The organism is Rhodococcus sp. Ni2 (assembly GCF_021352185.1).
GTDB lineage: Bacteria > Actinomycetota > Actinomycetes > Mycobacteriales > Mycobacteriaceae > Rhodococcus_F > Rhodococcus_F qingshengii.
The window spans coordinates 410,411-424,622 of sequence record NZ_WOXZ01000002.1 but is presented as its reverse complement, the minus strand read 5'-3'; the positions used below and the strand labels follow the sequence as shown (position 1 = coordinate 424,622).

The following is a 14,212-nucleotide window of genomic DNA, read 5'->3' as shown; positions in this document are numbered from 1 at the left end:
GATTCCTCAGCTTTCGGTGTAGTTCATGAGCCAGTTCCCAGCGGCCATGACGGCGCGCGTTTCGAGTTCTGGACCGGTGACGATCAGATCGGCCCGGCAACCCGGCACGAGATCGCCGACTATTCCGGCCAGCCCCATCAGCGCAGCAGGCGTTGCCGTCGCTGCGATGACAGCCGAAAGCAGATCGACGCCCGCGTGATTGACGGCTCTGCGGACAATGTCCATCAACCGACTCGTCCCGCCGGCAATGGCCGTGTCCCCCTGGCCGGCCAGCCGCGCCACGCCACCGACCACGTCGACGTCGAGAGGTCCGAGTGGGTAGCGCCCGTCGGGCATTCCCGCCGCAGCCATCGCGTCGGAGACCAACGCGATCTGATGCGGACCGACCAGATCGAACACCGTCGCCACCGTCTCGTCGGCGAGATGTACTCCGTCCCCGATCAACTCGACCACCATCTGTCCTTTCGCGGCCGCGGCAAGACACGCCGCCACTGCGCCGGGAGCGCGATGATGCATCGGAGCCATACCGTTGAACAGGTGAGTGGCACTGAGCGGTGCATGCGCCGAGTGTGCGATCGAACGTGTCGCAATCGGGTTGGACGCATCGGTGTGTCCGATACTCACGACGGCCCGGTGACGCTCCAGCAATGAGGCAAGTTCGCCGAAGTGTGCTGTCTCCGGAGCGATCGTCATCGAGCGGATGTGCCCGCGGCCGGCTTCGAGCAGCGACTCGAGCAGAGCCGGGTCGCCGTCGAGAATGCTGTCGGGATCCTGGGCGCCACAACGGAGTACCGACAGGAATGGACCTTCCAGGTGAATTCCGGCCAGCGTGCCCTCGTCCACCAGTCCTGCCAGGAGCTCGATGCGACTGCGCAGGATCTGCGGCGGCGCGGAGACGAGCGAGCCGATCACCGAGGTCGTGCCGTTCGTCCGGTGGTGATCGGCAGCCACGGTGGATCCGAACTCGTCTGCCTCGGGGAAACCGAATCCGCCGGCGCCGTGGCAGTGAACGTCCACCAACCCCGGGATGATCGTTGTCCCCGCAGCTGCCCGTTCGGGTAACGGGTCGGTTCGCTGCGACGCGGGCCCGGCCCACACCACACGATCACCGGAAATCTCGACGACACCGTCCGGAAGCAGTTGCCCACCGGTCACCAGTTGTCCACGAAGAATTTGTCTACGATGCATCACGACATCACCTGCGGTACAACGGGAACTTCGGTATCCGCGATCGACAACTCACGGAGCACGGCGTCCGCGAGCACGTAGTGCCCTTGTTCGTTCGGATGGAATGCGTCAGCCAGGAGAGCCGGCGGTGGGCCCTCGGGAGAATGGGCCGTCCACTGCGCGTAGTGGTCGACGAACACCACGCGCGTCGAGGCGGCAACCTGCCGCACGACCTCGACGTACTGAACCAATCCCGCTCTGGTGGGCGCATTCTCGACGTCGATCGGTGGCGGCGTCTGCAGGATCGGCACCGCACCGATCGCTCGTGTCCGGAAGATCGTGTCCAAGAGGTCGTCTCGAAACCGCTCCAGTCCTTCTTCGCCATCCAATGCGTCATTCGTACCGAGCATGATCAACACCACCGAGGGTTCGAACACTTCGATGCGGTGTGCGAAACCCGCACGCACATCGGAGGATCGATTCCCGCTCACCCCGGTGTTGACAAGGACGTGGTTGAACAAGGAAAGTTCACCACGGACGCGCTCGGCGCAGTGTTCGACGTAACTTCGATGACCGTCGGTGTGCGTCAATCCCTGAGTGATGCTGTCGCCGGTGAAGACCCACCGTATCGGCGTCGAGGAGTCTACGAGCAAAGTCTCCAGTCGAATCCGTTCAGCAGTGCTGGACTTCAAAGCCTTCGACGTCGGGGTCACACCCTCGACCTTTCGGCGCCCGATACTGCGGCTGCGAATTTCGACGTGATGAACGCCGGATCCGTGATTGCGGTTCCGACAACCACCGAGTCTGCACCCAGGGCGATGGCGCGTGCCGCATCCTCCGGGCTGTGGTATCGCCCCTCGGCAATGAGGACTGCATCTGGAAGTGCCTGCCGCAGTTCCGAGATCAGTTCCAGGTCCGGGCCGGCCAGCCGTCGGCTGTTCTCGGTGTATCCCGCCAGTGTGCTGGAGATGACGTCGGCGCCCGCCGCGGCGGCAGCGACGCCGTCCTCGAGTGTTCCACAGTCGGCCATGACGAGGCCGCCGCGATCATGGACCGCGTCGACGGTGTCGGCAAAGGTCAGCCCATCCGGACGAGGTCGCAGCGTGGCGTCGGCAGCCACGATCTGCGCACCCGAATCCACGACTTCGAGGGCTGATTCCCTTGTCGGCGTGATGAACACGCCCTCCGAGCCGATCTTCGTCAAACCGATCACCGGTACCTTCACTGCCGACACGACTGCTGCGACATCCGGGGTTCCGCCCACACCGCCGCAGCGGATAGCCACCGCTCCCCCGTCGACCGCAGCGCGGGCCATCCTCTCGATGGTCCCGGTGTCGCGCAGGGCATGGCCGTGTCCGGCCTGACAGGACACGATCAGCTTCCCGCTGATGATCGTGAGCAATTCTTCGACAGTCACGGTGTTACCTCGATTCGTGTTGCGGCGGCCAGGAGCGCAGCGCCGACGAGCGGCGCATCGGTGCCCAAACGAGCAGGAAGAATGGCGGTTTCGGCAATGGGGCCCATCGCTTCCACCCGGAAAGCGGACTTCAGCGGAGACAGGAGGTCGGCTCCGATCTGGGCTGCGCCGCCGCCGATGACGATCACCTCGGGATCGAATGCAGTCGCGATGCCGGCCAGGACGCGGCCCAGCAGAGTACCGGCGTCGGAGACCACGGCACGGGCGATCGGATCGCCCGAGTGCATGAGCGCCACCACTGCCTGTAACGGTTGAGTGGGCACACCCGCCCGCGCTGCGTACTCGGCTGCCATCGCCGGGCCAGACGCGACTGCCTCGAGGTGATCGGTTCTGCCGCAACCGCAACCTATCGCCCCGGAGACCGGAACCAACAGATGCGCGAGCTCGCCGGCTGTTCCGTGGGCACCGTGGTACAGCTGACCGCCCACGGTCAACGCGCCACCGATTCCGGTACCGATCGAGACGAACAGTGCAGAGGTTCGACCGCGACCGGCGCCGATCATGTTCTCGCCGTGAGCCATCGCGCGCACGTCGTTGTCCACCGTCACCGGTAGGCCTGAGTGTGCCTCGAGTTCTCCGCGAACCTCGGCGCCACTCCATCCAGACAGAATGTCGGAGGCGAAGACGACGCGGCCACGCACCCGATCGATGATTCCCGGTGCACCGACTCCGATTCCGGCTACCGTGTGATTCGCCCTCAGACGGTCGATCAACGCGGTAGCGGTCCCGAGAACGGCTTCCCTACCCGCCGTCGGTGTTGCCGCACGAACGGTGTCGATCACGTCTCCGTCGGACGTCACCACCGCGGCAGCCACTTTGGTGCCGCCGATGTCGATACCGATCCATCGCTTCTGCCCAGATGTCATGTCAGAGGAGCCCGGCCTGTTCCAGAACGACCTTGATCGTTGCGGTCTCGGACTCGTCGAGCGAGAGCATCGGCGCGCACATCGTGTTGCCGGTGATGACGCCGCGCAGGGCCAGAGCCGTCTTGAACGCGCCCAGACCCGCGGCACCGGCACTGACGCGACCCGGTGTCGGCGCCTCGACGATGGAGAACAGATCGGTGAGTCGATCCTGCTCGGCCTTCGCTGCGGCCCAGTCTCCTGCCTGCGCAGCGCGCCACAGTCGTACGTAGCCGTGCGGGTCCACGTTGGCCAGGCCGGGCACTGCGCCCGAAGCACCCATCAGCAGGCATCCGTCGACGACTACCTCGTGCCCGGTGAAGACGGCGAAGTTTTCGAGCCCGGCCGACTGACGGAGCAACATACGGAAACTGACGTCGTCGCCGCTCGAATCCTTCACGCCGGCGATGACTCCCTCGCGACCGAGCTCGACCAGCATTGCCGGGCTGAGCTTGCTGTGGACACGAACCGGGACGTCGTAGGCGAACAACGGAAGATCCACTGCGGCGTGGATGGAGCGGAAATGCGTTGCCGTCTCGGCTGCATCGGTGATCGCGTAGAACGGCGCCGTCGCGACGATGGCATCCGCACCAGCCTCGCGCGCCTGCTCGGCGACGGCGATGACCCGGTTGGTGGTCATGTCGTTCACTCCGACGAGGACCGGTACCTGGCCGCCGACGTGACCGATGGCCGTCTGCACCACCTGGGCGCGCTGAGCGTCGGTGAGGTAACCGACCTCACCCGAGGAACCGAGGACGAACAAGCCGTCGACTCCGGCTTCGATCTGCAGTGAGAGCAGGCGTTCGAGCGACGTGGTGTCGACCTCGCCCTCGAGCGTCAGTGGTGTGACGATCGGCGGGACGATTCCGCTGAAGGTGGTGGTTTCCGTGCTCATGGGGTCTCCATATGTTGGTTGTCGGATTGAGTTGTGGGTGCGGCTGTCAGGGAGAAACGGAGACCGGCTGACCGCTCGAGGCGGACAGATAGGCAGCATCGATCACGCGCATCGACGCGCGGGCGTCTGCCACGGTGTAGTCGGGTTCGGTCCGTGTGGGAAGTCGATCGAGCACGTGAGAGAGAAAGCTCGACACCGCGTTGTCCGAACCGAAGCCGCCGATGGGTAGTGCGGTCACGTCTCCCGAGGCCGCGAAGTGGGTCACCGCGGGTTTGTCGTCGTCGGAACTCGCGTATCCGTGGGATCCGAGGACGCGAACCGTCGCGGTATTCGCGCCGAAACCCGGTGCTGCGGGGATTCTTCCGACGGTCACCGTCGCGGTGACGCCGTTTTCCAGGGCGAGCGAGATCAACGCCGTGTCTTCGACTCCGAACTGCTGGTGGGCCCCGCCGTAGAGTGTGCTCGTCTCGGCGTACACCTCGGTGACGTCCAGGCCGGTGAGGTATCGGAGGTAGTCGGCGGCGTAACCGGCGAAGTTCACTACTTCTCCCCCGCCGGAAAGCGCGGGATCCACCACCAGTTCGGGACGCTCGACGGACGTCGCGAAATGTGTTCCGCTTGCGAGGAACTCGATGTCCATGTGGCGCGGCAGTCCGAGATTTCCGGCGTCGATCCATCGGCGCAGTCGCCGGAGCGCAGGTGAATGAGTGCGGTTCACCACCGTGCAGATTCGCCCGTTCGACCGTGCGGCTTGCTGAACCGCCGCGGCCTCCGCCTCGTCGACGCCCACCGGCTTGTCCACCAGGACGTCGAGTCCCGCGTTCAGTGCGGAAATCGCAAGCCGTGCATGCCTGGTCGGCTCACTGCAGATGATCGCCAGGTCTATCCGTTCGGGGTCGAGCAGCTCGCCGAGTTCGTCGATCCACTCGATGTCTGCGGCCTTTGCCATCGCGATTCCGTCCTCACGAATCCAATCGGGGACCGAGGATTCGTCGGAGGCCCCGACCAGGCTCACTCGAGGATCGGAACGCAACAGGTCTGCATAGGAGCCGGCATGCCTGACGCCGCTGACAAATCCGACGCGGATCGAAGCGGTGCCGGTCATTGGTGTTCTCCGATCGAGATCGCGCGGCCGGTGTCGAGTGATTGCTGTGCAGCGATGGCCGTAGCGAGAGCTGCACGCACCTGCCAGTTCTCGACTATCGGGGTCGCTGAACCGTCGAGAGTGGCGATCCAGTGGCGCATCTGATGCGACATCGCGTCCTCGATCGACGACGGCGGCGCGTTGGTCGTGTCCGTCATCAGTCCCGGGTCGTCGCCGGTGTCGTGCGCGAGCGTGCCGGAAGTCCCCGACACCACGATCCGGCGTACCATCTTTCCCGATTGTGGTAGCGCGTAGGCCAATTCGATGAGAGCCAGCGATCCGTCCTCGAAGCGAACGGTCAGATGGAAGCTGTCGTGCACGGGCATCCCCGCCGCGAAGGTGGGGAAACTACGAGCGAACACACGGGTCGGACGACGACCGATCAGCCACGTCACCAGATCGAGTGCGTGGGTTCCGTTGTGAACGGGGTGACCACCCGAACGTTCCTTGTCGTGTTGCCAGCCTCGCCAGCCCCCTGGCCAGACATGGCCGGTGTACCAACTGAGATGGATCAACCGGGGGTCGCCGATGGCACCTTGTGCAACCGAGTTTCCGATCGAGGTGATCGACGGCTGGAATCGTACGGTCTGTCCGACCATCAGTGAGGTGCCGCCACCTTCGGTGGCCTCGACCATGGCGTCGAAGTCCGCGACTGTCAGCGCGGCCGGCTTCTCCACGTGCACATGCTTTCCCGCGCGGCCCGCGGCTATCGTCACGGGTGCGTGGTCGGGAGTGGCCCCGACGACGTTGACCGCCTGCACGCTCGGGTCGGCGAGAATCTTCGCCAGATCGGTACTGGCCTTCGCGCCCGGCGCCAACGCCGCAACCGATGCGGCCCGGTCCAAGTCACTGCCGAATACGTAGGCGACTTCGACCGACGGGATGCGCGCCAAGGCGCTGACGTGGTCCCGCGCGATTCCGCCACTTCCGATGACGGCTACACGCACCGTCACTTGGCACTTCCCGAGAGCGCTGCCGGTTCGCCGCCACCGAGTCGCACCTGTTCGGCGACGACGAGTGCGCGTTCACGTGCGTACGTCAACGGCGAGTCGGGATCAGCCTTGCCGTCGAGAACTGCTGCCATCTCGTCGATTTCGTGACGAATCGCAGCCTGCATCCACAGCGAGGATCCTCCGTTGCCCGAGTTGTACTTCTGCGTCCTGCTCGCAGCGTCGATCAACGATTGGTTCTCGGCGTCGACGTCGAAGATCGGCCACGACTCTACGACCTGTCCCCCGCGCAGTCGGCTGACCCGGCCGGTGTGGAAGTCCGCGTGGACCGAACCTTCGGTGGCATCGACGGTCAGCTGCCACGACGAAGTGTGTGACCGCGTCGAAATGGTGTGTCTGCCGATCGCGCCGCCGGCGAACGACACCACTGTGTTGCGGAAGCCGTCGTCCGCGGTGGCGATGCTCGACACGGCAGTCACCTCGCCGCCGAGCCAGCACATCAGGTCCAGTTCGTGAATCTCGTGAGTCAGTTCTCCACCCGTTCGGCTCTTGTCGAGCTTCCACCACTGTGGATCTGCGCCGTCGGTGTCGATCCAGCGTGAGCGAGACGTTTCGATCGCAGCGACCTCGCCGAGCTCCCCCGACGCCAGCAGGTCCGCCAGACGTCGTACACCCGGCATCATCCGCATGATGTGCCCGACCATCAACGGCGAACCGCTCGCGTCGGCGCTCGCGATCATGTTCTGCGCATCGACCAGTTCGACGGCGAGTGGCTTCTCGACAAAAACTGCCTTGCCGTGTTCGAGCGCCGCGATGGCAGGTTCGGCGTGCGCGTGATTGGGCGTCGCGACGACAACGAGGGCCAACTCCGGGTGAGCGGCCACCGCGTCGTGATCGTCTGTCGGGGTTGCCGAGAACTCTGCGGCGACGTCCTTGGCCCGCTCGAAGTCACGGTCGCACAGCATCGTCAGTTCGAAACGTGGATGGGCAGCCAGCTCGCGAGCGAGGGAACTACCGAAGAATCCGCAACCGACCACACCGACTTTGTATCGGGTCATGAAGTCTCCAAAGATTGGATGAGGGATGTCCTATGTTATACGGCCAGCGTCATCGCTCGTCAATTCGACGCCGGTAACACAGTCTTCATCTATGCAGGTGAGCGCACTATTTTTGGCTCGAATCCGGCAAAACGTCGAAGTTCGACGCCGCCAGTTCCGAAGATTCTCTAGACGCTTTCTGATCCACAATGTAAGTTACGCAACATCGGACGTCGAACATAGGACATCCCCTATCCACTCCCTTGATGTCCCGCTCCCCGCCTTGGAGGCCGCCTTGAAGAACGAACGACCGCTGAGCTCCGCGTTCACCCGCCGAGACCTGTTCCGGTACACCGGGCTACTGGGAGCTGCAGCAGGTATCACCGCGACTCTCGCGGCCTGTGGCGGCGGGCCGTCGTCGACCTCGGTTGTCGGCGGTTCCGCGAGCACCGGCGATCTGACCACCGCCATCGGATACGGCAACGACCAGAGCTTCGACCCGATGCAGACTGCATCCGGTTTCCTCATGGCAGCGGTCAACCACGTCTACGAGGGACTGCTCGAAAACGATCCAGGCACCGGTGAGACGTATGCGGCGCTCGCACAGGCCGTCCCGACCGACGCCACTGCCTCGAGCTGGACCATGAAAATCCGCGAGGGAGCAACCTGGCACGACGGCACTCCGGTCACCTCGGACGACGTCGTCTTCACCTTCGATCGCATCCTCGATCCACAGCAGAACGTACTGATCCGCTCCTTCTTCTCCTCCTGGCTGCAGTCCGTCACCAAGGTCGACGACCAAACGGTGACCCTGAACTTCAACTACCCGTTCAGCGCTGCCGCACAGCGTCTCTCGATCGCCAAGATCATGCCCAAGCACGTCTTCGACGGCCACTGGGACGAGGCCAAGTCCGGAACGCTGGTCGTCGGTTCCGGTCCGTACAAGCTCAAGAGCCACACCCCCAAGAGCAACACAGCTTTCGAGGCCTTCGAGGCGTACAACGGGCCGCGTCCGGCCAACTTCGCGACCATGAACTGGCTCTCCATCGTCGACACCTCCTCACGCATCGCGCGCGTCTCGGGCAACAATGCCGGTGCACAACTCGCCGACAACATCCCCGTCGCCAACGTCCCCACTCTGACCTCCGGTGGGCGCACCGTCGAGGGCAACCCGGGCATGAACCTCATGTACCTGCTCTTCGACACCACTCAGGCACCGTTCGACGACGTTCGTGTTCGCCAGGCGATGTTCTATGCGATCAACACCCCGAAGATGATCGAGATCGCCCTCGGCGGCAAGGCAGCACCGGCCACGAGCTACCTGTACGAGCGCAACCCCGACTACGCGCGAGCGTCCACCGTCTACTCGTACGATCCGGACAAGGCCCGCTCACTCCTCGCTGCCGCCGGCGTCAGTGGCCTCGACCTGACACTGCTCTCCACCAACGTCAGCTGGCTGGCCGACTGCTTGCCGACCATCAAAGAGTCTTGGGACGCAGTCGGATTCAACACGACGCTCGAACCGCAGGACACCAGCGCCATGGTGAGCAAGCTCAACAGCGGCCAGAAGTTCCAGATCGCCGCCGGTACGTCCAACCCGCAGGCATTCGGCAGCGACGTCGACCTTCTCGTCCGCTACACGTACAGCAAGGGCGGCTTGTGGACGAAGACCTACGCCAAGTGGGACGACACCCCCGAAGCGCAGAAGATCTACGCCACCATGGACGAAGCCACCCGCGAGACCGACCCGGCAAAGCGCAGCACCCTCGTGCAGTCGTACCTGAACCAGATCGCCGAAAATGCTGTCTACTACCCGGTTCTCCATCAGGAACTCCTGACTGCGTGGGATCCGAAGAAGATCGCCGACGTCACTCCGCTGCCGTACCCCGGCGTCAACCTGCTTCAGGCGAAGCCGGCCTGATACCCGCCCGCTCGGCCGTTTCCCACAACTGAGAGATCCCCCGATGGCAAGAGTCCTCCCCATGCTGATCAGGCGATTACTGATACTGATCCCCCTGATCCTCGGCATCATCGCGTTCGTCTTCATCGTGATGCAGTTCGCGCCCACCGATCCCGCAACCGCGGCGTTCAACGGTGGCAACCCGACTGCGGAACAGTTGCAGCAGTTCAAGGAAGAGAACGGACTGCTCGATCCGCTTCCGCTGCAATACGTTCACTTCGTGACCGATCTGGTCAGCGGCAACATGGGTGACAGTCTGATTTCCGGTACCCCGGTGTTGGATTCGATCTCCACCGCTCTGCCACTGACCATTCAGCTCACGGTTCTCGGACTGGTGATCGCCATCGTGCTCTCGCTGATCTTCGGCGTCACCAGCGCACTGTTCCGCGATCGTTGGCCGGATCAGGTCATCCGAGTGATCTCCCTCGGTGGTGTGGCGGCACCGTCATTCTGGTTGGCACTGCTGATGATTCAGTATCTGGCTGTTCAACTCGGATGGTTCCCCACCGGTGGCTACGTCAATCCGAGCGACTCCGTCAGCGACTGGCTCTGGTACATGGCGCTCCCGGCACTGTCCCTGTCACTGCCCGTCGCAGCACAACTCACGCGCATCATCCGCACGTCGATGGTCGAGGAGTTGGACAAAGACTACGTCCGGACCGCGATCGGCAGCGGCCTGCCCTATCACGTGGTGATCGGACGGAATGTGTTGCGTAACGCACTGATCAACCCGCTCACCGTCCTGGGTCTACGAGTCGGTTATCTCCTCGGTGGCGCTGTGGTCATCGAGCAGATCTTCGGCCTGCCCGGCATGGGTCAGCTCATGATCAACGGCGTCACCAACGGTGACCCCGCAGTCGTTCAGGGTGTTGTCATCGTCATCGCGGTCGGCTTCGTCGTCGTCAACCTCGCCGTCGACATCCTCTACCTGCTCGTCAATCCACGACTTCGGAGCGCAGCATGATGAGAAGAAAACTCACCGAGAAGCTTTCGCGACCCGGCATCACCTTTTCTCGCTTCCCCCTCTCGACCTGGCTGTCGATGGCGGTTCTCGCGATCATCGTGCTCGCCTGCCTCTTCGCGCCGCTGATCACGCAGTACACGCCGCTCGAACAGGCGGTGGGTACCGCGGGCCCCAGCGCCGAGCACTGGTTCGGGCAGGACAGTCTCGGTCGAGATCTGTTCAGCCGCTTGCTCTACGGCGGACGCTGGTCGCTGACCATCGGCCTCGGTTCCACCTTCCTCGCACTGTGCGCCGGCGCTCTCATCGGATCGGTGGCCGCAACGAGCCGAAAAGGCGTCGACGAGACCATCATGCGTGTGCTCGACGTGGTCATGGCGTTCCCGGGCATCGCGCTCGCTGCCGTACTCGTCGCAGCCTTCGGTGGTTCGATTCCAGTTCTGATCGTCACTATCGCGTTCCTCTACACACCGATGGTGGCTCGCGTCGTTCGCGCGAACGTTCTCGCTCAGTACGGTGAGGACTACGTCGCGGCCGAAAAGGTCATCGGCGCAAGAACTTCACACATCGTCGTCAAGCACGTCGTAGCCAACTGTGCTGCGCCCGTTCTCGTCTTCTGCACTGTCATGGTCGCCGACGCCATCGTGCTCGAGGCCAGCCTGTCGTTCATCGGAGCAGGTGTCCGTCCCCCGGATCCGTCGTGGGGATCGGTGATCGCCGACGGCAAGAACATGGTCCTTCTCGGTGGTTGGTGGGCAACGGTGTTCCCCGGTCTGCTGATTCTTCTGACGGTGCTATCCCTCAACGTGCTCGCCGAGGGCCTGACGGACGCGATGGCCGATCCGAGTCTGAAGAAGACCAAGAAGACGCCCTCCGCACTCCAAGCAGCGCAGACCGCCGCAGCGGAGGAGACCTCCAACGAACTCATTCTGGAGGACGAAGCCGCATCGGTCGCCAACACTCCGGAGTTGATCGACGACTTCGCCGACCCGAGCGTCGTGAAAGATGTCCTGAAACCGGCCGCCGAGCCGACTCCTCTCGAAACTCACCTGAAGATCCTGGCGGAAACCGAGCGATCTCGGTCCGATCGTCTTGTGTACGAGGGCGATGCCGCACCACTCCTCGAGGTCCGCAATCTCACGATCCGGTTCCCGGAACGCTACGGAGACACCGCGATCGTCGACAACGTGAGCTTCACCGTCCGTCCGAACGAGACGATGGCGCTCGTCGGCGAGTCCGGTTGCGGAAAGTCGCTCACCTCGCTGGCGATCATGGGTCTGCTACCCAAGGCGGCAGTGGTGACCGGCGAGATCCTGTTCGACGGAGTCAACGTCCTCGAGCTGAACAACCGAGAGCGAAACAAGCTGCGCGGGCACGACATGGCCATGATCTACCAGGACGCGCTGAGTTCACTGAATCCGGCGATGCTGATCCGCGCGCAGTTCAAGCAGCTCACCAAGCGCGGCGGTACCCGCACAGCCGAGGAACTGCTCGAACTCGTCGGACTCGATCCGGTGCGCACTCTCTCCAGCTACCCACACGAGCTTTCCGGTGGTCAGCGTCAGCGCGTTCTGATCGCCATGTCGCTCACCCGCAGTCCGCGGTTGATCGTCGCGGACGAGCCCACCACCGCTCTCGACGTCACCGTCCAGGCCCAGGTCGTGGACTTGCTCAACGATCTTCGGGAAAAGCTGGGATTTGCAATGGTCTTCGTCAGCCACGACCTGGCACTCGTAGCCTCCCTGGCCCACAAGATCACGGTGATGTACGCCGGTCAGGTCGTCGAGTCGGCGCCCACGAGTGATCTGCTCGTCGATCCCCGCCACGAATACACCCAGGGCCTTCTCGGTGCCGTTCTCTCTATCGAGGACGAAGCGCCGCGACTGCATCAGATTCAGGGAACTGTTCCCTCGCCCGGAAACTTCGCGGCGGGTGACCGTTTCGCCGAGCGTTCCACTCGCCCGGACTCCGACCCCCTCCGTAAGCCGGAGATGGTCCGAATCGACGGGACCGAGCATTGGTTCGCCAGCCAGTCCGCGACTCCCGTACGTACAGAATCGGAATTGGAGAGCGTGCGATGACTACAGCTGAAGCACCCATCCTGGAACTGAAGAACATTCACGTCGTCCACAAGACCCGTTCGGGATCACTGTTCAAACCCGGCACGGTTCACGCGGTCAACGATGTCAGTATCGACGTACGACGAGGGACGACGATCGGCATCGTGGGCGAGTCGGGTTGTGGCAAGTCCACTCTGGCCAAAGTCATGGTCGGACTGCAGAAACCGACGTCGGGCGACGTGGTCTTTCGCGGCCGAAGCGCTCTGACCCGGTCGGCCGGCGTGCGCAAGGAGTTCGGCCGGGCGATTTCGATCGTCTTCCAGGATCCGGCTACCGCGCTCAATCCCCGAATGACGGTGGCCGACATCCTCACCGATCCACTCGACGTCCACGGCATCGGCAACCGCGCGAGCCGGACCGCCCGAGTTCGCGAGCTGGTCGGTTTGGTCGGACTCCCCCAATCTGCGCTCGAAGTCATCCCGAGCCAGATCTCCGGCGGTCAGCGGCAACGTGTCGCGATCGCGCGTGCACTCGCGCTCGAACCTGACGTCATCGTGGCCGACGAGCCGACGTCGGCGCTCGACGTCTCGGTGCGAGCGCAGATCCTGAATCTGCTCAGCGACATCAAGGCTCGGTTGGGGCTCGGCATGGTGTTCATCTCGCACGACATACAGACGGTGCGGTACGTCTCCGACACCATCGTCGTCATGAACGCCGGGCGGATCGTCGAGCAGGGAACGGCCCAGGAAGTATTCGACAACCCGTCGGATGCGTACACGGCCAAACTGCTGGGTGCGGCGCCCAGCCTCCTGCAACGCACCGTTGACGTGGGTTGACCAATGGAGCGGATGACCGGACATAGGATGAAGGACGTTCGTATCAGAAAAGGGGAATCGATGTCTGTCCGGAGTGGCACACAGGGCGCTCGTTTCAGCGCGCAAAACCGCATGCGCGCACTTCAGACGGACATCATGAACTTGATCCTCGAACGCAGGCTCTCCCCCGGCGACCCGATGCCCACCGAGGCCGAACTGTCCGAGGAATTGGGTATCGGCCGAAACACGCTCCGGGAGGCGCTCAAGGTTCTGCAGGCCTTGGGCGTCGTCGAGATCCGTCACGGCTTCGGAATGTTCGTCGCCCCTAGCAACTTCGACGCTCTCGCCGACGGCCTGACCTTCCGTGGCCGGTTGTCCTTGCAGGGCACCGGGCACGAGGCGATGGAACTGGTCGACATTCGTCAGGCACTCGAGACCGGACTGATCGGTGCGGCGATGGCCGAGATGACGTCGGCCGACCACGCCGACCTCGACGAACTCGTCACCGGCATGGAGGTCCGTGCCGCAGCCGGGAAGAACTTCTCCGACATCGACGCGACCTTCCACTCCCGCCTGTACTCCCCGCTGGACAACCAGGTCCTCGCTCAATTGATGGACGTCTTCTGGCAGGTGTACAGCGAGATCCAGCAGGCCATCGGGCATTCGGATACGCCACTGATCGACATCGCGTCGAAGCACCGTGCGATTCTCGACGCGATCCGTACGGGTGATGCAGTCGAGGCGGCGCACACTCTCGATGTGCACTTCGGTGGCCTGCGCGAGCGGATCGCGAGTCTCCATGCGTCCGAAGCGCAGTAATTTCGAAACACGTGATTTTGCTCCG

13 protein-coding genes are annotated in these 14,212 nt (G+C 63.6%); 5 read left to right on the top strand and 8 right to left on the bottom strand.

Annotated features, from left to right (window positions below):
• Positions 1-6 precede the first annotated feature (6 nt).
• The 8 genes from GN300_RS15595 to GN300_RS15560 are packed head-to-tail and all read right to left on the bottom strand — an operon-like array spanning position 7 to position 7,593.
• Positions 7-1,188 carry an N-acetylglucosamine-6-phosphate deacetylase gene (locus GN300_RS15595; RefSeq protein WP_042449511.1) on the bottom strand — a complete coding sequence of 394 codons (1,182 nt, stop codon included), beginning with the start codon at positions 1,186-1,188 and terminating at the stop codon, positions 7-9.
• Positions 1,188-1,880 (bottom strand): GDSL-type esterase/lipase family protein, encoded by a 693-nt coding sequence (locus GN300_RS15590; RefSeq protein WP_063315003.1) that lies wholly within the window; start codon positions 1,878-1,880, stop codon positions 1,188-1,190. The genes GN300_RS15595 and GN300_RS15590 overlap by 1 nt, the downstream gene beginning before the upstream one ends.
• Positions 1,877-2,584 (bottom strand): N-acetylmannosamine-6-phosphate 2-epimerase, encoded by a 708-nt coding sequence (locus GN300_RS15585; RefSeq protein ID WP_063315004.1) that lies wholly within the window; start codon positions 2,582-2,584, stop codon positions 1,877-1,879. The genes GN300_RS15590 and GN300_RS15585 overlap by 4 nt, the downstream gene beginning before the upstream one ends.
• Complete coding sequence (locus GN300_RS15580) at positions 2,581-3,510, bottom strand: ROK family protein (RefSeq protein ID WP_063315005.1); 930 nt, start codon at positions 3,508-3,510, stop codon at positions 2,581-2,583. The genes GN300_RS15585 and GN300_RS15580 overlap by 4 nt, the downstream gene beginning before the upstream one ends.
• Before the next feature lies 1 nt (position 3,511).
• A complete protein-coding gene (locus tag GN300_RS15575) occupies positions 3,512-4,441 on the bottom strand; it encodes a dihydrodipicolinate synthase family protein (RefSeq protein WP_007734313.1) in 930 nt (309 codons plus the stop codon).
• 46 nt (positions 4,442-4,487) lie between these two features.
• Positions 4,488-5,546: a Gfo/Idh/MocA family protein gene (locus GN300_RS15570; protein WP_042449503.1), complete on the bottom strand. Its 1,059-nt coding sequence runs from the start codon at positions 5,544-5,546 to the stop codon at positions 4,488-4,490.
• Complete coding sequence (locus GN300_RS29905) at positions 5,543-6,538, bottom strand: Gfo/Idh/MocA family protein (RefSeq protein WP_042449501.1); 996 nt, start codon at positions 6,536-6,538, stop codon at positions 5,543-5,545. The genes GN300_RS15570 and GN300_RS29905 overlap by 4 nt, the downstream gene beginning before the upstream one ends.
• Positions 6,535-7,593, bottom strand: a complete 1,059-nt coding sequence (locus tag GN300_RS15560; protein WP_042449499.1) for a Gfo/Idh/MocA family protein — start codon at positions 7,591-7,593, stop codon at positions 6,535-6,537. The genes GN300_RS29905 and GN300_RS15560 overlap by 4 nt, the downstream gene beginning before the upstream one ends.
• 274 nt (positions 7,594-7,867) lie before the next feature.
• Here GN300_RS15560 and GN300_RS15555 point away from each other — a divergent pair, with 274 nt between their 5' ends.
• The 5 genes from GN300_RS15555 to GN300_RS15535 are packed head-to-tail and all read left to right on the top strand — an operon-like array spanning position 7,868 to position 14,187.
• On the top strand, positions 7,868-9,493 hold the full coding sequence (locus GN300_RS15555) for an ABC transporter substrate-binding protein (RefSeq protein ID WP_007734285.1): 1,626 nt from the start codon (positions 7,868-7,870) through the stop codon (positions 9,491-9,493).
• 43 nt (positions 9,494-9,536) lie between these two features.
• A complete protein-coding gene (locus GN300_RS15550; protein WP_003945671.1) occupies positions 9,537-10,496 on the top strand; it encodes an ABC transporter permease in 960 nt (319 codons plus the stop codon).
• On the top strand, positions 10,496-12,574 hold the full coding sequence (locus tag GN300_RS15545) for a dipeptide/oligopeptide/nickel ABC transporter permease/ATP-binding protein (RefSeq protein WP_063315006.1): 2,079 nt from the start codon (positions 10,496-10,498) through the stop codon (positions 12,572-12,574). The genes GN300_RS15550 and GN300_RS15545 overlap by 1 nt, the downstream gene beginning before the upstream one ends.
• Positions 12,571-13,389, top strand: a complete 819-nt coding sequence (locus GN300_RS15540; RefSeq protein WP_042449495.1) for an ABC transporter ATP-binding protein — start codon at positions 12,571-12,573, stop codon at positions 13,387-13,389. The genes GN300_RS15545 and GN300_RS15540 overlap by 4 nt, the downstream gene beginning before the upstream one ends.
• Positions 13,390-13,449: 60 nt before the next feature.
• Positions 13,450-14,187: a FadR/GntR family transcriptional regulator gene (locus GN300_RS15535; RefSeq protein ID WP_007734278.1), complete on the top strand. Its 738-nt coding sequence runs from the start codon at positions 13,450-13,452 to the stop codon at positions 14,185-14,187.
• Positions 14,188-14,212 lie beyond the last annotated feature (25 nt).

What these genes read in the sequence shown, in the direction of transcription:
- GN300_RS15595 (WP_042449511.1), bottom strand. Translation starts at nt 1,188, where the DNA reads ATGCATCGTAGACAAATTCTTCGTGGACAACTGGTGACCGGTGGGCAA.
- GN300_RS15580 (WP_063315005.1), bottom strand. Translation starts at nt 3,510, where the DNA reads ATGACATCTGGGCAGAAGCGATGGATCGGTATCGACATCGGCGGCACC.
- GN300_RS15575 (WP_007734313.1), bottom strand. Translation starts at nt 4,441, where the DNA reads ATGAGCACGGAAACCACCACCTTCAGCGGAATCGTCCCGCCGATCGTC.
- GN300_RS15570 (WP_042449503.1), bottom strand. Translation starts at nt 5,546, where the DNA reads ATGACCGGCACCGCTTCGATCCGCGTCGGATTTGTCAGCGGCGTCAGG.
- GN300_RS15560 (WP_042449499.1), bottom strand. Translation starts at nt 7,593, where the DNA reads ATGACCCGATACAAAGTCGGTGTGGTCGGTTGCGGATTCTTCGGTAGT.
- GN300_RS15550 (WP_003945671.1), top strand. Translation starts at nt 9,537, where the DNA reads ATGGCAAGAGTCCTCCCCATGCTGATCAGGCGATTACTGATACTGATC.
- GN300_RS15545 (WP_063315006.1), top strand. Translation starts at nt 10,496, where the DNA reads ATGAGAAGAAAACTCACCGAGAAGCTTTCGCGACCCGGCATCACCTTT.
- GN300_RS15540 (WP_042449495.1), top strand. Translation starts at nt 12,571, where the DNA reads ATGACTACAGCTGAAGCACCCATCCTGGAACTGAAGAACATTCACGTC.
- GN300_RS15535 (WP_007734278.1), top strand. Translation starts at nt 13,450, where the DNA reads ATGTCTGTCCGGAGTGGCACACAGGGCGCTCGTTTCAGCGCGCAAAAC.